General features: G+C 44.5%; 20 protein-coding genes. 6 read left to right on the top strand and 14 right to left on the bottom strand.

Features of this window, described 5'->3' with window-relative positions; translation table 11 throughout:
• Positions 1-69: 69 nt before the first annotated feature.
• The 8 genes from OCW38_RS01275 to pilM all read right to left on the bottom strand — a co-directional run bounded on the left by OCW38_RS01275 (position 70) and on the right by pilM (position 7,977).
• Positions 70-1,587 carry an SPOR domain-containing protein gene (locus OCW38_RS01275; RefSeq protein ID WP_261894841.1) on the bottom strand — a complete coding sequence of 506 codons (1,518 nt, stop codon included), beginning with the start codon at positions 1,585-1,587 and terminating at the stop codon, positions 70-72.
• Between the two features lie 80 nt (positions 1,588-1,667).
• The gene (gene aroB / locus OCW38_RS01270) at positions 1,668-2,756 is read right to left on the bottom strand and encodes a 3-dehydroquinate synthase (protein WP_010435273.1); all 1,089 of its coding nucleotides are present in this window, start codon (positions 2,754-2,756) and stop codon (positions 1,668-1,670) included.
• Positions 2,757-2,780: 24 nt separating this feature from the next.
• The gene (gene aroK / locus OCW38_RS01265; protein ID WP_009848907.1) at positions 2,781-3,299 is read right to left on the bottom strand and encodes a shikimate kinase AroK; all 519 of its coding nucleotides are present in this window, start codon (positions 3,297-3,299) and stop codon (positions 2,781-2,783) included.
• Between the two features lie 176 nt (positions 3,300-3,475).
• On the bottom strand, positions 3,476-5,167 hold the full coding sequence (locus tag OCW38_RS01260; RefSeq protein ID WP_016787694.1) for a type IV pilus secretin PilQ: 1,692 nt from the start codon (positions 5,165-5,167) through the stop codon (positions 3,476-3,478).
• Between the two features lie 59 nt (positions 5,168-5,226).
• A complete protein-coding gene (locus tag OCW38_RS01255) occupies positions 5,227-5,745 on the bottom strand; it encodes a pilus assembly protein PilP (protein ID WP_016787693.1) in 519 nt (172 codons plus the stop codon).
• Entirely contained in the window at positions 5,732-6,361 is a 630-nt protein-coding gene (locus tag OCW38_RS01250; RefSeq protein ID WP_010435284.1) for a type IV pilus inner membrane component PilO, read from the bottom strand. Before OCW38_RS01250 ends, OCW38_RS01255 begins: the two co-directional genes overlap by 14 nt.
• Positions 6,354-6,968 (bottom strand): PilN domain-containing protein, encoded by a 615-nt coding sequence (locus tag OCW38_RS01245; protein WP_010435288.1) that lies wholly within the window; start codon positions 6,966-6,968, stop codon positions 6,354-6,356. The genes OCW38_RS01250 and OCW38_RS01245 overlap by 8 nt, the downstream gene beginning before the upstream one ends.
• A complete protein-coding gene (pilM, locus tag OCW38_RS01240) occupies positions 6,952-7,977 on the bottom strand; it encodes a type IV pilus assembly protein PilM (RefSeq protein ID WP_016787692.1) in 1,026 nt (341 codons plus the stop codon). The genes OCW38_RS01245 and pilM overlap by 17 nt, the downstream gene beginning before the upstream one ends.
• A 151-nt stretch (positions 7,978-8,128) precedes the next feature.
• Between pilM and OCW38_RS01235 the strand changes: the two genes are divergently transcribed.
• Complete coding sequence (locus OCW38_RS01235) at positions 8,129-10,687, top strand: penicillin-binding protein 1A (protein WP_032545551.1); 2,559 nt, start codon at positions 8,129-8,131, stop codon at positions 10,685-10,687.
• A gap of 95 nt (positions 10,688-10,782) precedes the next feature.
• Here OCW38_RS01235 and oxyR read toward each other — a convergent pair whose 3' ends face one another.
• Positions 10,783-11,676 (bottom strand): DNA-binding transcriptional regulator OxyR, encoded by an 894-nt coding sequence (gene oxyR / locus OCW38_RS01230; RefSeq protein WP_010435297.1) that lies wholly within the window; start codon positions 11,674-11,676, stop codon positions 10,783-10,785.
• A gap of 221 nt (positions 11,677-11,897) precedes the next feature.
• Here oxyR and OCW38_RS01225 point away from each other — a divergent pair, with 221 nt between their 5' ends.
• Both OCW38_RS01225 and OCW38_RS01220 read left to right on the top strand, forming a co-directional pair.
• Positions 11,898-12,626, top strand: a complete 729-nt coding sequence (locus tag OCW38_RS01225) for a glutathione peroxidase (RefSeq protein ID WP_010435300.1) — start codon at positions 11,898-11,900, stop codon at positions 12,624-12,626.
• Between the two features lie 307 nt (positions 12,627-12,933).
• The gene (locus OCW38_RS01220) at positions 12,934-14,400 is read left to right on the top strand and encodes a dihydrolipoyl dehydrogenase (protein ID WP_010435302.1); all 1,467 of its coding nucleotides are present in this window, start codon (positions 12,934-12,936) and stop codon (positions 14,398-14,400) included.
• 243 nt (positions 14,401-14,643) lie between these two features.
• On the opposite strand, the gene OCW38_RS01215 is transcribed toward OCW38_RS01220, so the two are convergent.
• Positions 14,644-14,991, bottom strand: coding sequence for a RidA family protein (locus tag OCW38_RS01215; RefSeq protein ID WP_102370802.1), 348 nt, complete (start codon positions 14,989-14,991; stop codon positions 14,644-14,646).
• Positions 14,992-15,078: 87 nt separating this feature from the next.
• Between OCW38_RS01215 and OCW38_RS01210 the strand changes: the two genes are divergently transcribed.
• On the top strand, positions 15,079-15,327 hold the full coding sequence (locus OCW38_RS01210; RefSeq protein WP_102421265.1) for a DUF3624 domain-containing protein: 249 nt from the start codon (positions 15,079-15,081) through the stop codon (positions 15,325-15,327).
• A gap of 252 nt (positions 15,328-15,579) precedes the next feature.
• Here the strand turns inward: OCW38_RS01210 and argH are convergent, their stop codons facing one another.
• The 4 genes from argH to argC all read right to left on the bottom strand — a co-directional run bounded on the left by argH (position 15,580) and on the right by argC (position 20,937).
• Positions 15,580-17,454, bottom strand: a complete 1,875-nt coding sequence (argH, locus tag OCW38_RS01205; protein WP_010435308.1) for an argininosuccinate lyase — start codon at positions 17,452-17,454, stop codon at positions 15,580-15,582.
• Positions 17,455-17,799: 345 nt separating this feature from the next.
• Positions 17,800-19,011: an argininosuccinate synthase gene (locus tag OCW38_RS01200; protein WP_010435312.1), complete on the bottom strand. Its 1,212-nt coding sequence runs from the start codon at positions 19,009-19,011 to the stop codon at positions 17,800-17,802.
• Between the two features lie 120 nt (positions 19,012-19,131).
• Positions 19,132-19,920, bottom strand: coding sequence for an acetylglutamate kinase (gene argB / locus OCW38_RS01195; RefSeq protein ID WP_010435314.1), 789 nt, complete (start codon positions 19,918-19,920; stop codon positions 19,132-19,134).
• Positions 19,921-19,932: 12 nt separating this feature from the next.
• Entirely contained in the window at positions 19,933-20,937 is a 1,005-nt protein-coding gene (gene argC / locus OCW38_RS01190) for an N-acetyl-gamma-glutamyl-phosphate reductase (protein WP_016767982.1), read from the bottom strand.
• Positions 20,938-21,090: 153 nt separating this feature from the next.
• Between argC and argE the strand changes: the two genes are divergently transcribed.
• Both argE and ppc read left to right on the top strand, forming a co-directional pair.
• Complete coding sequence (gene argE, locus OCW38_RS01185) at positions 21,091-22,227, top strand: acetylornithine deacetylase (protein WP_261894832.1); 1,137 nt, start codon at positions 21,091-21,093, stop codon at positions 22,225-22,227.
• Positions 22,228-22,480: 253 nt separating this feature from the next.
• Positions 22,481-25,117 carry a phosphoenolpyruvate carboxylase gene (ppc, locus tag OCW38_RS01180; protein WP_261894830.1) on the top strand — a complete coding sequence of 879 codons (2,637 nt, stop codon included), beginning with the start codon at positions 22,481-22,483 and terminating at the stop codon, positions 25,115-25,117.
• Positions 25,118-25,443 lie beyond the last annotated feature (326 nt).

The following is a 25,443-nucleotide window of genomic DNA, read 5'->3' as shown; positions in this document are numbered from 1 at the left end:
TTACTGCTCTATCTATCAACTCAAAAATAAGGCTGCGGAATGTAACATATTTTGAGGCTAAGCTCAGGGTTATTTCGCACGTTCTATCTCTCGATGCACTTGATTCATCGATTTTGCCCAAGGTTCCAACTGTTGAAGTGGTTTTGATAATGCACTTACCGCGTCCCGAGCTACTTGAATCGTTGGATAATCTTGATAAGTAATAATAAACCACTTGGTGTCATTACGAAGTGTTGGATAGATACGAACCTTGTCTTCGACTTCATATTCTTCAATAAAAGACTGAACGTCTTCTAATGACGTCATGGCACTCAACTGCAGAGTATAAGCTCGTGGAGAGATAGCTTGTAACTCTTCGCGAGCAAATGAGAAAGTGATCTTTTTCGTCGGAGGATTTGAATTTGTTAGGTCTAACTCTTCATCGATCGAAGGCTGTGACTCTACCTTTTCTGATTCTGGCTGTGGACTAACCGGGTCACCTGTGTTTTCTTCAACAACAGCATCAATCACACTGGTATCGGCACTCTCCGGTTTATCGTCAAGTAGAGCATCAACCACATCAGAGGTAATCACGACACGTTGCTGATCTTGCTCCACCTCTCCAACACTAGCGGTATCTTCAACAACGGTTGGTGGCAGAGATGAACTATCATCATCAGCACCTTGGTAGCTCATGTCAGTTTCGGCTTCAGCACTTAGCGCTCCGTCGACTCCAACCTGTTCGGAACCACTTTCCACTTCAAAGGTTGGGATAGCTGTCTGTTCAATGGGAGCAATAAGAGATTGCGCTTTATCGTCAGGGGTTGGTTGACTGAACATCCACCAATAACCACCACCAATTAAAACCAACATCAAGGCCACCACTATTGCAATGTTGATGGGCGAGCCAATAATTGAGCGAATAATAATCCTTTTTTCCACTTTCAATTCTCCTAAAGCCATTAACTCACCGGGCAGAGGTTGTGCTTTATTAAACGCACGTCGCACGCGATTTTCAGACTCATCATCTACATATCGAATCACCAGAGATTCAAAGAAATGTTCAGCCTCTGATTGTGAAAGGTCATCGATCTCGAGATCGATAGGCTTGTGTTGCTGACCGTAACTCAGACGTGTTAATAACGTATCTAAGTGGCCACTTTCCGAAAAGAGAACGATATTGATCGTCCATTGAGGGTTTGATTGAGCCTCAAGTACCAACATCCATAATTCGGATACTAATAGCTCTGAGAGTCGGTGGGCATCATCAACAACAATAACCACATTGCACGAGTCTCCGTCAAGTAACCTAGTAAGGCTATCTGACAAGGAATCATGTTGGTTAAACAGTGGATCAGAAACAATTTGGCTAAGAATAAGCGCTCGATGTTGTTGATCATCTTGGCTCGGATGGCAAAGCAGTAAACACTGATTTTTTTCTGTGGACCACGCTTCAAGATAACGCTGAGCTAACCAAGAACGGCCAGAGCCAGCTTTACCAGCTACCGTCACAAGGTTTGAACCAAAGTTCGTCAAAAGTTGTAAGCGTTCTAGTAGCTCAACTTGAGACTCTAACTCCAATACTCTTAATTCATGAGCCAAACTCATTGGGGATCCCTACTGAATAAGACCGATCAGTAAAACGCTTCAGTTGCCTAGGGTTTAGCTAGGCAACATCACAACCAAATTTAAAGAGTACGGCAGAAATCAATCGCTTGTTTAATGATGTCCTGAGGCACATCAGCAACCACTTCAGCAGTACCAATACTTGTTGGCAATACCAGACGTAACTGACCAGACAGCACTTTTTTATCTCGCATCATATGCTTCATAAAGTCTTCAAAAGACATGCTTTCTGGCGTATGGATTGGCAGTTTCGCATTCTTGAGTATAGAAATAATTCGCTCAAGTTGCTGCTGAGAAATCAGCCCCTGTAATTGAGCAGTTTTCGCTGCCATTACAGTACCTGAAGACACAGCTTCACCATGTAGCCAATTACCATAGCCTAGTTCAGCTTCGATCGCATGACCAAATGTATGACCTAGGTTCAATAACGCTCTGATTCCTGACTCTTTTTCATCGATAGCAACCACTTCAGCTTTAATTGCACAACAACGAGCAATAGCAGTGATCAGTGCTTGTTCATCAAGTTGATAAAGTTTCTCTAGATTCAGTTCCAACCAATCAAAGAAAGCTTCATCATAAATGATGCCGTATTTAATGACCTCAGCAATACCCGCTGCAAATTCACGCTCAGGAAGTGTGGCTAAACAGTTAGTATCGATGATGACAGATTTTGGTTGGTAAAAAGCGCCGATCATGTTCTTACCAAGAGGATGGTTCACTGCAGTTTTACCGCCTACAGAAGAATCCACTTGAGAAAGAAGTGTCGTCGGGATTTGAATGAAATCAATACCGCGTTGGTAACAAGAAGCAGCAAAACCGACCAAATCACCGATAACACCACCACCCAAAGCAATTACCACCACATCGCGGCTGTAATTTCCTTCAAGCATGTAGCTCATCACTGAATTGAATGTTTCAAGGGTTTTATACTGCTCGCCGTCTGGCAACTCTAAAAGAGAAGTCTGACAACCAACTTGATCCAATAACGATAAAATTTTATCAGCATAAAGGGGCGCTACTGTTACATTACTGATAACAACAACTTTCTGTTTGCCTGATAAAAAAGAAAGGTACGCCGGGTCTTCAAATAACCCGGCGCCAATAGAGATAGGGTAGCTACGCTCAGCTAGATTGACCGTAATCCGTTCCATGGGTTTGCTCTCCGAAAAATGAACTTAACGTTCTTCTAGCATTTTTACGATCTGGTTGGCTACCACTTTTGCACTTTGGTCGTCAGTACGAACTGTGTAGTCCGCCACTTCTTCGTATAGTGCGTTGCGAGATACAGCTAGATCTTCTAGCACATCACGCGGGTTGTCTGTTTGAAGTAGAGGGCGTTTCTTGTCGCGGTTAGTGCGAGCAAGTTGCTTTTCAATTGTTGTCTCTAGGTATACAACAATGCCTCGTGCAGATAGACGGTTACGGTTTTCTTTGCTCAGCACTGAACCACCACCTGTCGCAAGAACAATACCTTGTTCTTCTGTCAGATCGTTGATTACAGATTCTTCGCGCTTACGGAAACCATCTTCGCCCTCAACATCAAAAACCCATGCGATGTCTGCGCCAGTGCGCTCTTCGATCACAGTGTCGGAGTCTAAAAACTCCATATGAAGTTGGGAAGCTAGGTGTCTACCAATTGTACTTTTGCCGGCGCCCATTGGGCCAACAAGAAAAATATTGCGTTTCTCAGCCATGTTTTTAGCAGTAATTTACAACGTTAATTCAATGACATCGCCACAAGGTAGGTCAGTACAAGTACTGAAATTAAAAGGCCCGTGGCACCGATTCCTCACAGATAATTCGTGATAAGACCCGAAATTATCAAGGTTAGGTGCCACTAATGCAACTTTATTTTTAATCTAATTGTTCATTACTGAATCACAACTTTAGGTGTAACAAAAATAAGCAGTTCACTTTTGCCTACATTTTCATAGCTGCGACGGAACAATGCGCCTAAAACTGGCAGGTCGCCCAACAGCGGAACTTTGTCGACAGTACTGCTGACACTATGTTGAAAAATCCCGCCAAGTACGACTGTTTCACCATTATTAACAAGCACTTGCGTTCCTATTCGTTGAGTATCAATGGCCACTGCTTCGCCCGTTCCTGTTTTCACTACCTGCCCAGGTCTATCTTGAGTCACACTCAAGTCCAACACTAAGCGGTTATCTGGCGTGATCTGCGGTGTCACCTTCAAACTTAATACCGCTTTCTTAAATGCGACCGACGTTGCACCACTTGAAGAGGACTCCAAATAAGGAATTTCCGTACCTTGCTCAATATAAGCCGGTTTTTTATTGGTGGTGATTAAGCGTGGGCTCGAAATTATTTCGGCTTTAGATTCTTGTTGTAGCGCTGATAATTCAAGATCGAGCAGCGTATCCGAACCCAACTTAGCAACCTGAAACGCAATACTCGATGCGTTCGGCGATGTTGCCCCTAAATTGACGTTGAGATAATCATCAATCGCACTATTCCCACCATTATCGTCATACGGCGTAATTTGCGATGGGTGGTTGCCTTCAATTGAACCGCCAACGGTGAAGCTTCCGTTGTTTGAGGAAACGCCCCAGCGCACACCAAGCTCATCCAGGTTACCCTCGGTGACAGTTACGATGCGCGCCTCTATCTGAACTTGCTTCACCGGAATATCTAGCGATTCAATGATGCCTCGGATCACCGCAATGTTTTCTTCCAACTCACGAATGAGCATTGAGTTGGTTCGTTCATCAATGGTAATTGAACCTCGATCAGACAACATACTCACCGCACCTTCACCGCCAATCATGTCGGCAATGTCGGTCGCTTTAGCAAAGTTGATTTTGATGATTTCAGATTTGAGTTCACCCAACTCCTCTTCTAAACGCGATTTCTCGAGCGCTTGCTGCTCTCGAAGATCGAGTTCCGCTTTCGGTGCGACCAAGATAACGTTGCCATCAACACGTTTATCTAAGCCTTTAACTTGCAAGATAATATCGAGAACTTGCTGCCAAGGTACGCCATCTAAACGTAAAGTTAGGTTACCTGCCACCGAATCAGATACGACTAGATTGAAATCATTGTAATCGGCAATCAGCTGCAAGACATTTCGTACCGGGATATCTTGGAAGTTAATCGATATCAGTTTGCCCTCTTTTTCTAAGATACTTTTCTCAATCGCAGCTTCATCGATCTTAGGCTGACTCACAACAACCTCAATAAAACGTCCTTTGAGGTTGTACTCATATTGGTAGTCATTGGAGATGTTTGCCAACAGCCGAGTGCTCGGCAACTCCCTAAAGACTTCAATCCCCTCAACTAAAGTCGCAAAGTCCTTTACGTCCAGTAGGTACAGTTTATCGTCGTCAACCTCAGTATTGATCAGTTCAATACTCAACCCTTCTTGCACTCGCTGAACATCGACAACCGCAGTAGTCGTTGCCAGTTCAATAATGATGACCGCTTCTTTGTCCTTGTTGACCCTGAAATCAATATTCTCCAGCTTGTTGGAGGTCTCTGCATGACTCATCACCGTAAAAAACAACACCACCGACAACACAATGCCTTGCAGCCCTCTGTTCATTGTCTCACTTATTCCTTTAATCATAGTTACATCTCATATCCACATCATGTGACATTGGTTTACTTCAGAGCCAGCCTAACGTTGCGCTTGTGCCAACAACCTAAGCCATCTGGAAGAGTTTCATTAATCAGAACGTACTGGCTTGTTACCTTGGTAACTCGACCATTGTTTAAGCCGATGAACTGACCTTTCTTAACATTCACAACGTTACCTATAGGCGTCTGCACAAGGCCAAATACACTTGAGTCACTTCCCATTACACCTTTTAAACGCAACTGATTTAGCGGGTACTTTTCTAATTTTCCATTACGAGCACGAGTACTGGGCTGCCAACAGTTTTTTTTAACCAGAGGTTGATTCTGCACAATAGCTTCCTGAGGAAGTTCAAAAGGAGGACGAAAAGCTCGGCGTTGATAAGTGGCAGCAGCAAACTCAGAGGCAGGAACAAGCTGTTCCACCTCTTTCCTCGCCTTGGCCTCAACTTGCACAACAAAGTCTTCTAACGAATCCTCATTTGCTTTGCAGCCCGACAATAAAAGTAATAACAAGATCGAATAAAGCGCGTTACTGGGTTTCATCATTCACCTCCGACTTAAACTGGTAGGTATAAGCGCGAACCCTAAAGTGCAGCGTGCTACTTTCTTGACTGACTCGCTGCCAGTTCACATCATCAAAGCTAATAATTCGTGGCAGCTTAGCGATGGCCGCCGAGAAATCACCAATCTCATGGTAGTCACCCGTCAACTCAATATTGAGAGGTAACCGATACAGAAACGCTTTGTTTTGCTTCTGCCCCCAATCAATCCGTGTAAACGTCAGCTTGTTATCCAAGCCAAGTTCATTCACTGAGGCCAACATGCTGGCCAGCTCCTTTTGAACCGGTAGTTGCTCTAACAAGTAGTCGTAACGGCTAGTTAATTCATCTAACTGACTCTGCAACTTAGGCAAGGCTGCAACCTTATTGGCCTTTATTCTCAAGGTCGCTTTTAAGGTTTGCTCTTGTTGTTTCATTTTCTGTAGCTCATCGTCCAAAGGCAGAATATAGAGCCAAGTCCCTAATCCTTGGATAAGCACCATCAACAACAGAATCACCAGTAATTGAGGCAGTAACGGCCATTCGGTGATTTCATCAACATCAAGATCTTGCAAGCTCATCCTATTTTGCCAACTAATCCTATTTTGAAGGTTAGCCATGATTCGCCCCCTTCTCTTTTATGTTCGCAGTTGTGCCCTCTGCGGTTGTGTTTTCTAAAGAAACAGGGCTAAACACAAAAGAGACCTTGAAGCTCTGAAACTCTTTATTGAAGCGCTTACGGTTATGAACAATAGAGTGCATCTCAACTTCTTTAAGAGAGTCAGAACGTTCTAGGTTGTCCAACATGGTGGCTAGACGAGCGGTGCTGTCGCTGATGCCCGACATTTCAATCTCCTGACCATTCATCTTTATCTTGTCGACATACACGCCCTCAGGAATCAGCTCCGGCATCAGGTTCATAAAGTCGGTGGTTTTATTGCGCCCGAACTGTAAAGACTCCACGACAGCAAGTCGTGTAAGGATGGCTTTGTGCTCTTGCTCTGCGACTTTTAATGACTGGATTTGTCGGTCGAGCACTGCGATGTACTTATCGAGATAACTGAGGCGCGCTTGCTGCTTGGCTTGTTGGTCATGAAAATAGTGTCCCACCGCCCATTGCCCGGCAAGCGCAATGATGACGCCAAGAATGACCAGATGAATGAAACGCTTTTTATGCTGAGCGCGAATCTCATCACGCCACGACAACAGGTTAATTTGATGCAACATGCTTTTCTCCCTGCCACTTGAGTCCACTCATCGCCATGCCTGCTGCAATACCAAAATGTTGCCAATCCATGGGTAATCGACGTTTTTTCGCGACCTTATTCTCAAACAAAGATAGGGGGTTCAAAGACTCACAACTTAACTGAAAATGTCGCTCTAACTCTTCAACGACCATCGGCATACTTGCTCCTTCGCCCATTAGCCAAATTCCTGAGATAGGTTGAAGCGCATTGACCGATGAATAGAGCTGTAACTGACGCTTGAGTTTTTCAATCAAATTGACAATAAACTTATGCTTCTCCTCAACGTTACTAAACCCACCCTCCATATCCATCGAGTTACCCGTACTGCAAAGATCTTGAATGCCAAAGGCAATATCTTTATAAAATGGCGCTGAACCTTGGGGAATAATGCCTAATGAAGTTTGATCAACGCCAACATCCACCAACAGCCAATTCTTTTTTTCTGGATACAAATGCGAAGCCAATTGCCAAATGTTGAGTAAACCATGGGCCTGAGTGTCGACAACGATGGGCTTAAACCCTGCTTTCGTTAGCGCGTCAGCTCGGCTATCAACCACCTCTTTACGAGTCGCATACACTTGATAGCTGCTTGTTGATCCTTTACCAAATCGTTTGTCTTCTAGCTTTACAAAATCTAAACTCAGCTCCTCGATAGGAAAGGGAGATTGATGAGCAAAGGTTTGATAGATCGAGAACTCCTTTTCTCTATCTTCTAATTCGCTCTCTATTTGCAGTACTTTGCTGATCACCGTGTTATCCGGTACCGAAATAGCGACGTTGCGGCTTCCAAAAGGCAGCCCTTTCCTAAGTTCTTTGAGTTTCTTAACAGTTTTCTGATACTCCAAAGTATGGTTAGCTGTAAAAATGTCGTCCGAAATCGGCAGCTCTTTGTATCCCACCAGGGCATACGACTCCCCAACGGGTTTTAGTACCACGGCTTTGATGCTGTGGTGATTTATATCTATACCTGTAATTAATGATGAACCCATGTGACCTAGCTCCTGAAGTGCCAAGCATTTCGTTGATTATCTAGGGGTTGTGATTATTAGTTAAATAAGCGTTAATAAACGAAAGCTAAGTTTTTAGCCTAGAGTACAAGGGTTTGCTGCTTATCAGCCTTAACTAATCAGGGATTATCCGGTGAAGTTCATAAAGCGATTATTCATATTTACATTGATTTGCATGATTCTTGGAGTCAGTACAATTTTTGGGTTTTATTATTACGTAAAACCAGAGTTGCCTGATGTTGCCACTTTGCGTGACGTAGAACTCCAAACCCCGATGCAAGTCTTCAGTCAAGACGGAAAATTGATCTCTCAATTTGGTGAAAAGCGTCGCAACCCAGTCACTTATGACGAGATACCTCGCCACCTGGTTGAAGCCCTAATTGCTACTGAAGATAGTCGTTTCTACGAGCACCCGGGTATTGACCCAATTGGTATTACTCGTGCCGCGATCGTTGTTGCGATGTCAGGATCTGCAAAACAAGGTGCGAGTACCATTACTCAGCAGCTTGCGCGTAATTTCTTCTTATCTAATGAGAAAAAGATTATGCGTAAGATCAAAGAGATCTTCATTGCGATCCATATCGAGCAACTGCTTAGCAAAGAAGAGATCATGGAGCTGTACGTAAACAAGATCTTCTTAGGCCACCGTTCATATGGTTTCGGCGCCGCAGCTCGTGTTTACTTCGGTAAAGACCTTCCAGAACTAACACTCAGTGAGCTCGCTACGCTTGCTGGTATGCCAAAAGCACCGTCAACCATGAATCCTATTTACTCGGTAGAGCGCGCAACTCATCGTCGTAACGTTGTATTGCGTCGTATGTTAGACGAACAGTACATCACTCAAGAAGAGTACGATGACGCTCGCAGTGAAGAACTTATCTCTAAGTACCACGGTGCCGAAATTGAACTCAGTGCACCGTATGTTGCTGAAGTCGCACGTGCTTGGATGGTTGAGCGATACGGTGAAGCCGCTTACACATCAGGTATGAAGGTTTATACGACTGTTGATTCAAAGCTGCAGAAAGCCGCAAACCAAGCTGCGATTAAAAACCTACTTGGTTATGATGAGCGTCACGGTTACCGCGGTGCTGAAAAAGTGTTGTGGCAAACTGAGCAATCGGCTTGGGAGCATGAACAAATCGTTAAGCACCTTAAATCTCAACCAACCTATGGCGACCTAGTCCCAGCAGTGGTTACGGCCGTCGATGCAAAAAGCGCACAAATCTGGGTTAAGAACCAAGGTGAAGGCTCTATCGAATGGCAGGGTATGAATTGGGCGCGTAAATTCCTAACCGACAACCGCCAAGGACCTGCGCCTTCTCAAGCAAAAGAGATTCTGGCTGTTGGTGAACAAATTTGGGTTCGCCATGAAGCAATTACAGGCGACGAAGTATCTGAAGAGCCTAAAGAAGAATCAGCGATAACTGAACCTGCAAAACCTGTTGTATGGCGACTAAGCCAAGTACCCAATGCGAATACCGCTTTTGTTGCAATGAATCCAAATAACGGCGCGGTATTGTCGATGGTCGGTGGTTTTAACTTTGTTCACAACAAATTCAACCGCGCGACGCAATCTATTCGTCAAGTCGGTTCTGGTATCAAACCATTTATTTACTCGGCGGCGATTGATAAAGGCTTAACGCTGGCATCACTGATCAACGATGCGCCTATCAACCAATGGGATAAGAGCCAAGGTACGGCATGGCGACCAAAGAACTCACCACCGACATACGTGGGTCCTACGCGTTTACGTATTGGCTTAGCTCAATCTAAAAACGTAATGGCTGTCCGTGTACTACGTGAAGTGGGGTTGGATGACACTCGTAATTACCTAACTCGTTTTGGTTTTGATATTGATGAAGTACCTCGCTCAGAAACTATTGCTCTAGGTGCTGGCAGCTTAACACCAATGAAAGTAGCGCAAGGTTACTCAGTATTTGCGAATGGCGGCTACTACGTAGAGCCTTTCTACATCAGTCGTATTGAAACGCCATTTGGTGAAATTGAATTTGAAGCGACACCAAAAGTGGTGTGTAAGGATAATTGCGAGCAGAACGTCGCTACAGACCCAATGGCCGATGAGTTTGCAGAGCAAGATGTTGACGCGAAAGTACAATACGCGCCTCAAGTTATCTCTGAGCAGAACGCTTTCCTTGTTCGTGAAATGATGTACAGCAACATCTGGGGTGGCGGAGATTGGAGTGCTGGTACTGGTTGGAACGGTACAGGCTGGCGTGCTCAGCCATTGAAGCGTCGTGACATTGGCGGTAAAACTGGCACCACTAACGATTCAAAAGATACTTGGTACAGCGGCTACGGCCCAGGCATGGTTGCAACGGTATGGGTGGGTTTTGATAACCACAACCGCAACCTAGGTAGAACCAAAGCGAACTCAAACCTTGGCAAGAACCAGATTACAGGTGCAGAAGCTGGTGCTAAAACAGCAGAGCCTGCATGGGTAGATTTCATGGGTACAGCGTTAGCTGGCGTGCCAGCACAACGTAAAGAACTTCCGGAAAACATCATCCGTGTTCGTATCGACCGCGAAACTGGCTTACTGACAAACAAGTTCGATAGTTCATCAATGTTCGAGTACTTCGAGAAAGGCACAGAGCCAACCGAATACATCACTGAACGTTTCAATGACATCTACTCAACATCATCAGGTGAAGCCGTAGAAGAGCTGTTCTAACTAGGGTTTGTTGAACCTAGCAACATGAACCAACAAAAAGGGTTGATATGAATTCATATCAACCCTTTTTTATATCTATTATTTAATACAAACCGCTAAACTGCTTTCTCTAATTGAACTCGGATAGTGTCCGCCAGTTGCTCAAAACGTCCCTTCAATGGAGAGCCCGGTCGATATGCGACCACAATACGACGTGAAGGTGTTGGATTAACAGCCGGTACGTAACACACACCGTCTTTCTTTTTTTCCTTTGGAACGGAAAGTTGAGGTAACAAGGTAATGCCTGCCCCTGCGGCGACCATGTTACGAAGCGTCTCTAAACTGGTCGCTTTAAAGCGTTCATCATCTTTTGCACCTGCGGCAAAACAAAACCCTAACGCTTGGTCTCGTAAACAATGCCCATCGCCCAAAGCCAGTACCGTTCTCCCGTTAAGCTGCAACATGTCCACACTGTCTTGATTCGCCCATTCATGGTCGCATGGCACGGCAACACTCAATGGCTCATCGTAAACATCAATTTCTTTAAAAGAAGCCGTTTCATCAACCGCAGCCAGTACTAAACAATCCAATTTGCCATCTTCTAGCTGACTCACTAATTGATTTGTCTGTGCTTCATGCAAGTAAAGCTCAAGATCTGGAAAGCACTCTTTCAGATGAGGAATAATTTTCGGCAAGATGTATGGGCCAACGGTCGGAATAAAACCAATATGCATTGGCCCCGTCATCGCTTCACCATGCCCGCTCGCCATATCTTTAAAAGTTTTCACTTCATTAAGAATGCGCTTTGCCTGCTCGACAAGTTGTAAACCCGATTCTGTAAATATTACCTTCCTTGGGCTACGCTCGGTTAACTGAAGTCCAATTTCATCTTCTAGTTTACGTATCTGTCCGCTCAAGGTGGGCTGACTGACAAAGCACGCTTCTGCCGCTTTTCTAAAGTGCTTATGCTCTGCAAGAGCCACTAAGTATTCAAAGTCACGAATGTTCATGATCTGTCTCTTACCTCAAGTTTTAAAAAGAACAAAGGTCTGAATATAAATATTTTGGAATAAAATACTTTTGATAGAATTTACCTATCAAAACCATAACATCAAACGATTAGAACTATCAAAGGTTTTATCTAATAATGGGCTCAACGAAACGAAACAGAGCAAAGAAAAACGTTAAGCTCTGATAGAACAAAATTAAAATACTATTTAAGGAAATCAATATGTTTGCATCTAAAGAAGGTCAATCAATCCCTCAAGTAACATTCCCAACTCGCCAAGGTGATGCATGGGTTAACGTAACGACGGAAGAACTATTCAAAGATAAGACAGTTATCGTATTCAGCCTGCCAGGTGCGTTTACACCAACATGTTCTTCAAGCCACTTACCTCGTTACAACGAACTACACTCAGTGTTCAAAGAAAACGGCGTTGATGACATCCTTTGTGTTTCAGTAAACGATACGTTCGTAATGAACGCATGGAAAGCAGACCAAGAAGCTGAAAAAATCACATTCATCCCAGATGGCAACGGTGACTTCACAGACGGCATGGGTATGCTGGTTGAGAAAAACGACATCGGCTTCGGCAAACGTTCATGGCGCTACAGCATGCTGGTTAAAAACGGCGTGGTAGAAAAAATGTTCATCGAAGAAGATGTACCAGGCGACCCGTTCAAGGTTTCTGATGCAGATACTATGCTTAACTACATTGCTCCTGAGCACAAAGAGCAAGAGTCGATCACAGTATTCACTAAGCCAGGCTGTCCTTTCTGTATGAAAGCGAAACAAAACCTAATCGACAAAGGTCTAAACTACGAAGAAGTGGTGTTAGGTAAAGACGCAACAACAGTAAGCCTACGTGCAATCTCTGGTCGCACTACCGTTCCTCAAGTATTCATCGGTGGCAAACACATCGGTGGCAGCGAAGAACTAGAAGCTTTCCTAGGTTAATCACTTAGTCGCTAATAAACGCCTAGCAATTAAATAACCTAAGTAATACCAGCTAACCCAACCTCTTGTGGGTTAGCTATTCCAAATCACTCTTATATGAGCTTTGGAAAAGATAAAGCTTCTGACTCGCGAACTTTTAACTAACCTATAGTTAGTAACAAGAAGCAGTTAGTAACAAAAAGCTGAATCACAAGCTAAACCTAATAAAACAGAATCACAAAACTGAACCGCTATCCTGACTCTCAACAAATCACCAGAGTTGGAGGGGTTTGTTCAAACTAAATTTAGCCATTGCGAGAAGATTATTATGAAACAAGTCAATGTAGATGTAGCAGTTATCGGGGGCGGTACGGCAGGTCTAGGTTCTTACCGCGCTGCAAAAGCACACACTGACAGTGTTGTGATGATTGAAGGCGGCCCTTACGGTACAACCTGTGCTCGTGTTGGTTGTATGCCATCGAAACTGCTTATTGCAGCTGCAGAAAGCGTACACCAAATAGAGAAAGCTCCGGCTTTTGGCGTTCACCCACAAGGTGATATCGTGATTAACGGCCGTGAAGTGATGGATCGAGTGAAGTTTGAGCGTGACCGTTTTGTTGGTTTTGTTTTAGAAGGTGTTGATGAAATCCCAGAGCAAGACAAGATCTCTGGTTACGCAAAGTTCTTAGATGACAACACGCTACAAATTGATGATCACACGGTTGTCACCGCTAAACGTATTGTTATAGCAACCGGTTCTCGCCCTGCATATCCTGCAGTTTGGAATGAGCTTGGTGACCGTCTGATCATTAACGACGACGTGTTCAGCTGGGATGATTTACCGGAATCAGTCGCAGTATTTGGCCCTGGTGTTATTGGGCTTGAGCTTGGTCAGTCACTGCACCGCTTGGGTGTAAAAACAAAACTGTTCGGTTTAGGTGGTCAAGTAGGCCCAGTAACCGACCCAGAGATCATGGCTTACGCAGACAAAGCTTTCAATGAAGAGTTCTACCTAGATGCTGACGTAAAAATCGAAAGCATGAAGCGTATTATGACTGAATCAGGCGAAGTTCGCGTCGAAATCCAGTTCATCAATAAGCAAGGTGAACTAGAAACCAACATCGTTGAGTTCGTACTGGCAGCAACAGGTCGTCGTCCTAATACAGACAAGCTTGGACTAGAAAATACCTCTCTAGAACTTGATGAGCGTGGTGTTCCAATCGCAGACCACTACACGCTACAAACATCGCTACCATCAGTATTCATTGCAGGTGATGCAAGCAACCAACTGCCTCTACTACATGAAGCAGCAGACCAAGCTCGTATTGCGGGCGACAACGCAGGTCGTTTTCCTGAAATTCGAGCAGGCTTACGCCGCTCTAAAATTTCAGCGGTATTCTCTGACCCGCAAATCGCGATGGTTGGTGAAACGTACAAAGAGATCACAACACGATTGGGCACATGTGGTTGTTTCGCAACAGGTGAAGTGTCGTTTGAGAGCCAAGGTCGTTCACGAGTGATGCTACGCAACAAAGGTATCCTGCACGTTTACGGCGAACAAGGCACTGGTCGCTTCCTTGGTGCTGAGATGATGGGACCAAATGCGGAACACTTGGCGCACCTATTAGCTTGGGCACATCAGAATAAGATGACGATTTCGGAAATGCTAGACATGCCTTTCTACCACCCAGTGATTGAAGAAGGTGTACGGACAGCACTACGTGACTTGAATGCGAAACTGCACCTAGGTCCAGAGACGGTGAAACACTGTCTAGATTGCGGACCGGGCTGTTAATCTCAGATTATCGTTAGCAGTTAGCAGTTAGCAAACACTAGATACTAAAAAGGAAAGCCATTGGCTTTCCTTTTTTTGCAACGAGCAAATAACAGACTCCCTATTACACTCCTTCGTCACTATCGGAAATGACGATAATTTTCACAATATGGTAGGAACAAAATCCTCTACGTCATTCCAGAACCGAGGGACGAGGTATCTGGAGTCTCTTGAAGCCATAGCCTGTCGCTAAATACTTAGCAGTTACTTCTCAGCAGCAATCACAGAGATTTCAACAAGTAGCGCTTCGCGAGCCATATCGCCAGTCACACATGCGCGAGCTGGAGCGTGACCTTCTGGTACCCATGCATCCCAAACTGCGTTCATTTCTTGGAAATCTTTCATGTCTTTCAAGTAAATCGTTGCTGACAGCATGTGCTCTTTGTCGCTGCCTGCTTGCTCAAGTAGCGCTTCTACTTTATCTAGCATCGTCTGTGTTTGCTCAGTGATGTCTTTGGTTGCATCAGCACACACTTGGCCACATAGGTAGATAGTGCCGTTGTGTTTCACAATACGGCTCATGCGTTGTTTGGTGTCTTGGCGCTCAATCATCGACTTTCTCTCTCTGTGTCACCGTGATCCAATATCTTGTGACGTGTTATTATCAGGGCAACAAGCATAACGCGAATCAAACCCAAGATGACATGCATTCATTGCAATAAAAGTGAAAAAATCCGTAACAAACTCGGTCGCTGCCAGCGTTGCATAAATCAGCTGATGGTGTTGTCGATTTTGAGTTGGGGAGTATGGTGGCTATTTTTCAGAGAAGATCCAAAAACCATCAATGCCATCGCTTTGATGATGGCCGCTTTCGCGTTCAGTGGTTTGTTGTCGCTGCATTGGTTCATGAAGTTTGTCGTGCTGCCTTTAAGGAACAAAAAGCATTAATAACGAGATTGGTTGGATAGAGGATAACGGCTAAGTGCTAGATTCAATACACAAAGAATTAATCTCAACTCGAGTTATCATCACTTCTCAAACAACAGATAGAAAAAAGCCCCAGAACCAATCGATTCTAGGGCTTTCTTAGAAAATTCTAAGAAAAAGCAGTGGTACTTTAATAGACCGGACTTTTCTTAATTTGTTCCCAAAAAAGATCAGATTTTTGATCTTTTTTTAGGGAGCTACAAAATCAATGCGTTATGCCACATTAACCTTTGCGATAATCTGCTCTACCAAGTTTACTTCCAAGGCCACTTCATCACATGCATGTTGACGAGGGCACTGGTCACAATCTTTCAGTACTTTCTCTGGCAACAAAGATTTTGAAGTTGGTAAGAAGTCATGCTTCATAAAGAACTCAGGAGTGCGCGTCAGTACAAACACCTTCTTGATGGCCATTTGTCGTGCTTTATCAACCAAGTGTTGCACAATCGCCGTACCCTGCCCTTGGCCTTGCCAGCCAGCTTCCACACCAAGTGAGCGAATTTCTGCTAAGCCAGAGTCATACACATAGAGTGATGCACAACCAGTGACTTCACCATGATGTTCTGCGACCGCAAACGAGCCAATATCACGCACCAGTTCATTACGAGAGCGAGGTAGGTTTTCACCCATATTCGCCCAGTAGGCCACCATGCCTTCTAATGCTTCAATATCGGTCAGACGAGCAGGACGAACCTTCACAATAGAAGTGTCACGCTGTGATAAACGTTTCTCTGCTTGGTCAACCGCGTAAGCCACCTGCTGTGGTGATACACCGCCTAGCGCACTACGTTTTTCAAGACACGATTCAATGGTTAGGATGTCATACACATCCTCTTCTATCACCTCAGAGAACTCTTTCATCTCTGCGATGGTTAATTCTTCTAATGCGCAGCCTTTTGCAATCGCCGCCACTACCGTTACACCGACAATGTGGTGAGCTTCACGGAAAGGAATGCCTTTCGCTACTAGATAATCAGCCAGTTCAGTTGAGTTCGCGTAGCCTTGTTTTGCCGCTTCAAGTGTACGCTCGCCGTTCACTTTAATACCGTCAAAACACAATGCCGCCATTTCCATACAATCATTCCAAGTATCTAAAGCGTCGAACAGACCTTCTTTATCTTCTTGCATGTCTTTGTTGTACGCCAAAGGCAGAGCTTTCACTGTCATCATCATTGCGGCTAATGAGCCATAAACACGGCCAGTTTTGCCACGAATCAATTCTAGCGCATCAGGGTTTTTCTTTTGTGGCATCAGAGATGAACCTGACGTCACGGTATCCGCTAACTCGATGAAGTTTGATTCACCTGAGTTGTAGAAAATCATATCTTCTGCAAGACGTGAAAGGTGAAGCATTGAAATAGAAGCGATCGACATCAGCTCCATCACATGGTCACGGTCAGAAACTGAATCTAGAGAGTTGCGCGTTGCACGACGGAAACCTAAGTTGTGAGCTAACTCTTCACGGTCCATCGGGTAAGCAGTTCCTGCAAGGGCACCAGAACCCAGCGGACATGTATCTAGACGCTTAATCGCATCATTCAAACGTGAATAGTCACGCTCAAGCATTTCAACGTAAGCCAAGCACCAGTGAGCAAAAGTTACCGGCTGAGCACGCTGTAAGTGAGTGTAGCCAGGAAGCACGGTTTCTTGATGCTGAGAAGCAACATTCACCATTTGGCTCTGCAGACGATCAAGCGCTAGCAACAGTTGGTTGCCTTGTTGACGACACCATAGCTTAAGGTCTGTCGCCACTTGGTCGTTACGAGAACGGCCAGTGTGGAGCTTTTTACCTAAATCACCGACTTTGCCGATAAGTTGTTGCTCAACCCAGCTGTGAATATCTTCTGCATCAGAACGTAAGATCTGTTCAGGGTCTTCCATCACTTCAAGTTTTAGCTCATTCAGCGCTAACTCAAGCTTCTGTTGCTCTTCTTCTGTTAATACGTTGACCGATTGTAGAGCTTTTGACCAGGCAATTGAGCCCACAATGTCTTGCTCAGCCAATCGGTAATCAAAACGAAGAGAATCGTTAAAATCTTTAAACCGGGTGTCTGCTGCTTGGGTAAATCTACCGCCCCATAATGCCATTGTGTATCTCCTAATTGCACAGTGCTCACTGTTTTTGCAAATGATAATTCTGATTAAGATTCAGTATTTTTCTGATGGTTTAAACTTACGGCAATTCAAAATGAAAATAAAGTATTAATTCATTATTTTCACATATTTATTCACAAAAAGTTCAATCCATTGATTATTTCATTGTGGATCGCGAATTATATGCCATTCGATAGTAAAAACCGAAGCTGATTTATTAAACAAACAGAAAGCAAAAAGCCCACTCACTAATCAATAGTGAATGGGCTTTGCATAATAATGTCTGTTTACTGGCCTTCAACCTTTCGCGGAGGCTAGCTCACTAACTCATAGTTAGGATTACTTTTGACTATTCAAAGCACGGATACGGCTTGATAGTGAGTAAAGACGGATGAAGCCTTCAGCATGGCTTTGATCGTAAACTTCATCTTCACCAAAGGTTGCAAATTCTTCTGAGTACAAACTGTTGTCAGAACGTTTCTGAGTCACCGTTGCATGGCCTTTGTAAAGCTTAATAACCACTTCACCATTTACGTCTTGTGCTAGTTCATCTGTCGCCGCAAGAATTGACTTACATAGCGGAGTGAACCAACGACCATCGTATACAAGGTGAGAAGCTTTAACACCTAGCTCTTCACGGAATTCGAATGCCGCTTTATCAAGAACCAGTTGCTCTACTGCACGCAGTGCTTCCATCATGATTGTGCCACCTGGAGTTTCGTAACAACCACGAGACTTCATACCAACAAGACGGTTCTCTACGATATCGATACGACCAACACCGTGCTTAGCACCCTTCTCATTGAGGTAAACCAGTGCGTTGTATGGCGTCATTGCTTCGCCATCTACCGCTACCACTTCGCCTTTTTCAACTTTCAGCGTTACTGTTTCAGATTCGTTTGGTGCTTGCTCTGGATCTACCGTCCAAGCCCAGCAATCTTCATCAGGTGCATTCCATGTATTTTCCAGAACACCGCCTTCTGTAGAGATGTGCCATGCGTTTGCATCACGTGAGTAAATCTTAGTAAGAGAAGCTGTACAAGGAATGTTACGCTCAGCTAGGTAATCTAGACACTCTTCACGGCTCACTAGATCCCACTCACGCCATGGCGCAATTACGTGTAGATCTGGAGCCAGTGCAGCGAATGCGCCTTCAAAACGAACTTGGTCATTACCTTTACCTGTACAACCGTGACAAAGTGCGTCAGCGCCAACTTTACGCGCAACTTCAACTTGTGCCTTCGCGATGATTGGACGCGCCATTGAAGTGCCTAGTAGGTATTTACCTTCGTAGTAAGCACCTGTTTTTAGCGTTGGGTAGATGTAGTCTGCGACCATTTCTTCTTTAAGGTCAGCGATGTAACATTCAGATGCTCCAGACGCTTTTGCTTTTTCTTCGATGCCAATCAGCTCTTCATCACCTTGGCCTACATCAGCAACAAATGCGATAACTTCGCAATCATAGTTCTCTTTCAACCATGGAATGATTACTGATGTGTCTAGACCGCCAGAGTAGGCTACTACAACTTTCTTTACGTTAACTTTGCTCATTTTCTTTCTCCTAGTTTCCATACTGCACATGGCGGTCAGCGTTGGAAATGACTTTAATAGTTATATGTTTGTACTAAATTTTTTTGTCTAAATTCTTTAAGTAGTAACTCGTTGTGAGGCCTACTGAGGTAAAAACTGTGTTCCTATACTTTTACCTGAAAAAAGTTGTGTTAGTTTTTCTGGATATCGCCAAGTAGCAACTTCGATAGGTCGTCCTAAGTCGTTAGCAGCTTCTAGTGCGGCTTGTACCTTGACGATCATGCCATCGGTAATCACTTTACCGGTAATCAGGTCATCGGCTTGTTTTTGGTTAAGGCTTGGAATGAGGTGACCTTTGCCATCCAACACACCACTGACATCAGAAAGTAGCACCAATTCAGCATCGAGTGCGCCAGCAACGGCAACCGCCGCTTGGTCTGCATTGACGTTCATCAGTTGGCCTTGTTCAGTCAAACCAATCGAGCTAATGATTGGCAATGCGCCAGCATTAAGAATGGCTTGTAGAACAGTTGAGTCTCCCGGCTCCGCTTTGCCTACCGCGCCCAGTTCAGGATCCAGTTCGCTCACTTTACATAAGCCGCCATCTGCTAGGCTCAAACCAACAGCGTTGATGCCATCTTTAATCGCCTGACCTTGAAGTAGTTTGTTAGCCGTGCCCGCTAATGCACCGGCGATCACAGGGATTTGGTCGTAAGGGGTAACACGTAGCCCCTCTTTCTTCACCGTCTTTAGGTTTAAATTCTTCATCAAGTCATCAACAAGGTAGCCGCCACCGTGCACAATCACGATTGGTCGTTGTGCCTGTTGTTGGTAAGCAGAAATTGCACCAAATAACTTGCTAAGTGTTTCACCACAAGATAGCGCAGCGCCACCTAACTTTATGATTAATGGTTGATTATTCAGGCTCATATCTGGATTCCTTTACACTAACGCAGTTAATGGTGCAAAACCATAACGTAAATTTAAACACTGCATCGCTTGACTAGATGCACCCTTTAATAAGTTATCAATCGCTGAAACAACGATGATGTGCTGACCTTGAACCTTCCAACCTAAATCGCAGAAAGGTGTCTGTTCTACATCTTGAATTCTTGGCAGTGTCTCTTCGAGTAATCTCACTGCTGGCTTACCTTGATAAGCTTTCTCAAAGGCTTCTTGTATCTGTTTTTCTGTCACGCCTTCAGCCAACTTCATGGTAATGGTTGCCAAAATACCGCGCTTAAAATTCCCTAGGTGCGGTGTGAAAATCACATCACATCCTAGATGGGCAGCCATTTCAGGTTGATGACGGTGGTTAAATACACCATAGGCTTGCAGGCTTACTTCACAGAAGCTGTTAACCATACTCGCCTTTCGACCAGCACCAGTTACACCACTGGTCGCGTTAATCACTGGCCATTGGTTTGTATCAAGTAGCTTTGCTTCCACAAGAGGTTTAATCGCCAATTGGGAGGCCGTTGGGTAGCAACCCGCTACTGCGACAAGTTGAGCTTCTTTAATTTCTTGCTCATTCCACTCAGCTAATCCGTAAGCCGCTTTATCTAGCCATTGTTCGTGTTGATGCTCAAAGCCGTAGAACTCTTCGTAAAAATTTTCACCTTTCACTCTGAAGGCACCTGACAGATCGAATACTTGGCACCCATTTTCAAGAAAGATGGGTGCTAGGTCGTGACTGACTTCATGCGCGGTTGCTAAGAAAATCACATCAGACTGCTTTGCCACTTCTTCAGGATTGGTTAACGGCTGTACTGGCATATCAATCAAGCCAGCTAACTTACCGTGCAATGCTGCAATAGGTTTGCCTGCATCTACACTATTGGCTGAGACATATAAACCTGATAGCGTGAGCTCAGGGTGTCTGTTTATCATTAGAGCCAGTTCTGCTCCTGTGTAGCCGCTTGCGCCAATGATCGTGGTTTTCAGCATCTCAACACATCCATTCTTGAGGTAAGTAACATTTCAAATTTGACTATTCATACTTAATTTTTAGCTTTATTTGATTTCTTATGCATTAAATATGATTTAATATGTGTTTTACCGACTTATGGTTTTCCTGTCAATAGTAGAAGTGAAGATAATATGCAATTACCGAGTTTTCTTGAGGTCTATAAAGGCCTAATTTCCACAGACTCTATTAGCTCTACCGATCCAAGCTGGGATCATGGCAACGAAAAAGTCATAGAAAAAATGGCGCAATGGTTTAAAGATCTGGGCTTTAGCGTTGAAGTAGTGGAAGTCGAACCCGGCAAGCATAATATGGTTGCGAAGATGGGTTCTGGTGAAGGTGGCTTGCTACTTGCGGGACACAGCGACACGGTTCCCTTCGATGAAGGACGTTGGAACTTCAACCCTCATGCGCTTACTGAACACAACAATCGCTTCTACGGACTAGGCACCGCAGATATGAAAGGCTTTTTCGCTTTCGTTTATGAAGCTGCGAAGAAAATGGATTGGAGCAAACAAACCAAACCACTTTATGTATTAGCCACCTGTGACGAAGAAACCACCATGCTAGGTGCTCGTCATTTCACGGAAAATGCATCATTTAAGCCGGATTACTGCATTATTGGTGAGCCAACCAGCCTAGTGCCGATTCGCGGTCACAAAGGTCACGTGGCAAATGCAGTGCGAGTAACGGGCAAATCAGGCCACTCTTCAGATCCAGCTTTAGGCGTCAACGCCATCGAGATCATGCATGAGGTATTGTTTGCTTTAATGCAACTGCGTGACAAGTTAGTAAAAGAGTATCATCACCCTGGTTTTGCGATTCCAAGCCCTACTCTAAACCTGGGACATATCCACGGTGGCGACAGCGCCAACCGTATCTGTGGTTGTTGTGAACTGCACTATGATGTTCGTCCTTTACCAGGCATCAGCTTAGATGGCTTGGATAACATGCTGCGTAGCGCACTTAAAGAAGTCGAAGCAAAATGGCCGGGCAGAATTGAGATTACTCCATTGCACGAACCTATTCCGGGTTACGAGTGTCAGCACGATCATCCCTTTATTGGTGGAATGGAATCGGTGTGTGAAACTGAATCTCAAACCGTGAACTACTGCACAGAGGCACCTTTCCTTCAAGAGTTGTGTCCAACCTTAGTACTGGGCCCAGGTTCAATTGATCAAGCTCACCAACCCGACGAATTCCTGAGCTTCGATTTTATTAACCCAACGATTGATGTTCTAAGTAAATCGATCCGTAAATATTGTTTCTAGTTACCCACTATCCATTCGATATTTTCCGATAAAAGCCGCCCGAAAAGGTGGCTTTTATTCTGCGATTCCTCGTTTAGCCTTAATCTTGTAATTAAATTTCACTTTTTACCTAAGTTTTGGAAAATTTACTTCTCCCGCATTTTTAAAACTAATAATTGCAAACTTAGAATGCTTTATTTGACTAGATACAGCACTTTTCGCTAGATTGTGTACTTAACAAGGAACAATGGATGTAATTTTTTTACGAGGCAGGATGACAATGAACGAGAAATACGCCGCTCTCAAGAGTAACGTAAGCATGCTAGGACGCTTGCTAGGTAACACAATCCAAGATGCACATGGTGACGTTATCTTAGAGAAAGTGGAGACTATCCGTAAACTTTCCAAATCCGCCCGCGCAGGCAACAAAGCTGACCGTGACAGCCTAGTTGAAGAAATTAAAAACCTGCCGAACGAACAACTCACTCCTGTTGCTCGTGCATTTAACCAATTTCTCAACCTCACCAACATGGCAGAGCAATACCACACAATCTCTCGCCACTGTGAGGAGCATGTTTGCGAACCTGACGTGCTGCAGTCTCTATTTTCCAAATTAAATCAAAATGACATCAGCAAGTTAGATGCTGCTCAAGCTGTTCGCGATCTGAATATTGAGCTCGTTTTGACAGCTCACCCAACAGAAATTACTCGTCGCACCATGATCAACAAGTTAGTTAAGATCAACGAGTGTCTGTCTAAATTAGAATTAAGCGATCTATCACACAAAGAGCGTGTGAAAACAGAGCGTCGCCTAGAACAACTTATCGCCCAAGGTTGGCACTCAGATGTGATTCGCCAGCAACGCCCAACACCACTTGATGAAGCTAAATGGGGCTTTGCGGTTGTCGAAAACTCGCTTTGGGAAGCTGTGCCTGATTTCCTACGTGAAATGGACGGTCGACTAAAAGGCTATCTGGATGAAGGCTTGCCAATTGATGCTCGCCCTGTCCACTTCTCATCTTGGATGGGTGGTGACCGAGATGGTAACCCATTCGTAACACACACCATCACTAAAGAAGTACTGCGTCTATCTCGCTGGAAAGCCGCTGACCTTTATCTAGGTGACGTAAACGAACTGATTACTGAACTGTCGATGACTAAGTGTAATGATGCCGTTCGTGAATTGGCTGGCGATGAACACGAAGCTTATCGTGCAATCCTCAAAAGCCTACGCACTCTGCTGAACAACACACTAGAAGTGCTCGATGCAAAACTGCATGACACTGAAGTGCCAAAGAAAGAAACACTACAGAACATCGACCAACTTTGGACACCACTTTACGCGTGTTACCAATCGCTACACGAATGTGGCATGGGCGTAATCGCAGACGGTTCTCTGCTTGATACGTTGCGCCGTCTAAAAGCATTCGGTGTACACCTGGTTCGTCTCGATGTTCGTCAAGAAAGTACACGTCACTCAGATGTGCTATCTGAACTGACTCGCTACCTAGGCATTGGCGACTACGACCAGTGGAGCGAGCAAGACAAGATTGCTTTCTTAACCAATGAATTAAGTTCTAAACGCCCACTGCTACCACGCGATTGGGAGCCATCTGAACAGGTTAAAGAGGTTTTAGACACCTGTAAGGTAATTGCAGCTCAACCTCGTGAAGCCTTCGGCGCTTACGTAATCTCAATGGCTCGTACAGCCTCTGATGTATTGGCTGTTCATTTGCTTCTGCAAGAATGTGGTTGCCCGTACCGCATGGACGTTTGTCCATTGTTCGAAACGCTAGACGATTTGAACAACTCAGAAGCCGTAATGAAACAGCTAATGAGCATCGACTTGTACCGTGGCTTTATCCAAAACCACCAAATGGTAATGATCGGATACTCTGACTCAGCAAAAGATGCTGGCGTAATGTCTGCAGGTTGGGCTCAGTATGACGCAATGGACAAGCTAGTTAAGGTTTGTGAAGAAGAAGGTATTGAACTGACTCTATTCCACGGTCGTGGTGGTACGGTTGGTCGTGGTGGTGCTCCAGCGCACGCAGCCCTACTTTCTCAGCCACCTAAGAGCTTAAAAGGCGGCTTACGTGTAACAGAACAAGGCGAAATGATTCGCTTTAAGCTTGGCCTACCAGATGTTGCCGTAAACAGTTTCAACTTATACGCAAGTGCGATTCTAGAAGCGAACCTTCTGCCGCCACCTGAGCCAAAACAAGAGTGGCGCGACCTAATGGAAGTTCTGTCTCAAGTCTCTTGCGAGGCTTACCGCAACGTGGTTCGTGGTGAAGAGAAATTCGTACCTTACTTCCGTCAAGCGACGCCTGAACTGGAGCTAGGTAAACTACCTCTTGGTTCTCGCCCTGCAAAACGCAACCCGAACGGAGGCGTAGAAAGCCTACGTGCAATTCCGTGGATATTCTCTTGGAGCCAAAACCGTTTAGTTCTTCCTGCATGGTTAGGCGCTGGTGAAGCGATTCAATACTCAGTAGACCAAGGCCATCAAGCGCTACTTGAAGAGATGTGTCGTGAATGGCCATTCTTCTCGACTCGCCTTGGCATGCTAGAAATGGTGTACTCTAAGTGCAACATGGAAATTGCCAAGTACTACGATCAACGTCTTGTTGACGAAGAACTGTTACCTCTAGGTGAATTACTGCGTGAACAGCTGCAAAAAGACATCAAAGCAGTGCTGAATGTAGAAAATAACGAGAACTTGATGCAAAGCGACCCTTGGGGGCTTGAATCGATTCGTCTACGTAACATCTATGTTGAGCCACTAAACATGCTTCAAGCAGAGCTGCTTTACCGAACTCGTAAGTGTGAGACACCACCAGCAGAGCTAGAAGAAGCACTAATGGTGACGATTGCAGGTATTGCTGCTGGTATGCGAAATACAGGTTAATTAGCGAACCCTACTATAATCTGAGTAGCATTTACCTCTAAAAAAAGAACAAAAGGTCGCCATGTGCGACCTTTTTATTTTGTCATAAAACAATTAATGAGTATTTTGTCATTTTTTCGGGTTATTTTGTCCATGTATTCTACTTTATGCTTATTATTTAGATATACTACTGCTCCGCTGCGGAAATACTCCAAAAAAATAATCTGCAGCAACTTGACCAATAAACTGGTCAACCTAGGTGATAAACGGCTTTGTAAGGTGACATAACCAACCGATGAGTTGGTGCTACTTAGACATAACCAATATAACGTGCCATTAGAAGCACA

The sequence above is a fragment of the Vibrio cyclitrophicus genome (assembly GCF_024347435.1).
GTDB lineage: Bacteria > Pseudomonadota > Gammaproteobacteria > Enterobacterales > Vibrionaceae > Vibrio > Vibrio cyclitrophicus.
This window is presented reverse-complemented; position numbering and strand designations above follow the sequence as displayed.

Coding starts and splice junctions, on each gene's coding strand:
- OCW38_RS01275 (WP_261894841.1), bottom strand. CDS start 1,587: ATGAGTTTGGCTCATGAATTAAGAGTATTGGAGTTAGAGTCTCAAGTT.
- aroB (WP_010435273.1), bottom strand. CDS start 2,756: ATGGAACGGATTACGGTCAATCTAGCTGAGCGTAGCTACCCTATCTCT.
- aroK (WP_009848907.1), bottom strand. CDS start 3,299: ATGGCTGAGAAACGCAATATTTTTCTTGTTGGCCCAATGGGCGCCGGC.
- OCW38_RS01260 (WP_016787694.1), bottom strand. CDS start 5,167: ATGAACAGAGGGCTGCAAGGCATTGTGTTGTCGGTGGTGTTGTTTTTT.
- OCW38_RS01255 (WP_016787693.1), bottom strand. CDS start 5,745: ATGAAACCCAGTAACGCGCTTTATTCGATCTTGTTATTACTTTTATTG.
- OCW38_RS01250 (WP_010435284.1), bottom strand. CDS start 6,361: ATGGCTAACCTTCAAAATAGGATTAGTTGGCAAAATAGGATGAGCTTG.
- OCW38_RS01245 (WP_010435288.1), bottom strand. CDS start 6,968: ATGTTGCATCAAATTAACCTGTTGTCGTGGCGTGATGAGATTCGCGCT.
- pilM (WP_016787692.1), bottom strand. CDS start 7,977: ATGGGTTCATCATTAATTACAGGTATAGATATAAATCACCACAGCATC.
- oxyR (WP_010435297.1), bottom strand. CDS start 11,676: ATGAACATTCGTGACTTTGAATACTTAGTGGCTCTTGCAGAGCATAAG.
- OCW38_RS01225 (WP_010435300.1), top strand. CDS start 11,898: ATGTTTGCATCTAAAGAAGGTCAATCAATCCCTCAAGTAACATTCCCA.
- OCW38_RS01220 (WP_010435302.1), top strand. CDS start 12,934: ATGAAACAAGTCAATGTAGATGTAGCAGTTATCGGGGGCGGTACGGCA.
- OCW38_RS01215 (WP_102370802.1), bottom strand. CDS start 14,991: ATGATTGAGCGCCAAGACACCAAACAACGCATGAGCCGTATTGTGAAA.
- OCW38_RS01210 (WP_102421265.1), top strand. CDS start 15,079: ATGACATGCATTCATTGCAATAAAAGTGAAAAAATCCGTAACAAACTC.
- argH (WP_010435308.1), bottom strand. CDS start 17,454: ATGGCATTATGGGGCGGTAGATTTACCCAAGCAGCAGACACCCGGTTT.
- OCW38_RS01200 (WP_010435312.1), bottom strand. CDS start 19,011: ATGAGCAAAGTTAACGTAAAGAAAGTTGTAGTAGCCTACTCTGGCGGT.
- argB (WP_010435314.1), bottom strand. CDS start 19,920: ATGAGCCTGAATAATCAACCATTAATCATAAAGTTAGGTGGCGCTGCG.
- argC (WP_016767982.1), bottom strand. CDS start 20,937: ATGCTGAAAACCACGATCATTGGCGCAAGCGGCTACACAGGAGCAGAA.
- argE (WP_261894832.1), top strand. CDS start 21,091: ATGCAATTACCGAGTTTTCTTGAGGTCTATAAAGGCCTAATTTCCACA.
- ppc (WP_261894830.1), top strand. CDS start 22,481: ATGACAATGAACGAGAAATACGCCGCTCTCAAGAGTAACGTAAGCATG.